Consider the following 320-nt stretch of genomic DNA (forward strand, 5'->3'; position numbering starts at 1 on the left):
GTCACCACCCACATCGGCCTGATCGACGCCGTCAACCGCATCGAGCCCGGCCTCGTCGAACGCACGGTGCGCCGCGGCCACGAGGCCATGGTGCGCGCGGGCGTGGCGCGACCGGTGATCGGCGTATGCGGCATCAACCCGCACGCCGGTGAGAACGGCCTCTTCGGCTACGGCGAGGAGGAGGAGAAGATCGTCCCCGCCCTGGAGGTGCTGCGCGCCGACGGCATCGACGCCCGCGGCCCGCTCCCCGCCGACACCGCCTTCTTCCTCGCCGGGCGCGGCGACTACGACCTGATCGTCGCGATGTACCACGACCAGGG

The 320-nt window shown here is 72.2% G+C and carries 1 protein-coding gene; it reads left to right on the forward strand.

What is annotated here, in order from left to right; genetic code table 11:
* Window positions 1-320 (forward strand): 4-hydroxythreonine-4-phosphate dehydrogenase PdxA (locus ACLZOT_RS51235; RefSeq protein WP_416976150.1); only part of this gene is annotated, 320 nt, incomplete at both ends.

This window comes from Streptomyces sp. 4F14 (assembly GCF_048159485.1).
Lineage (GTDB): Bacteria > Actinomycetota > Actinomycetes > Streptomycetales > Streptomycetaceae > Streptomyces.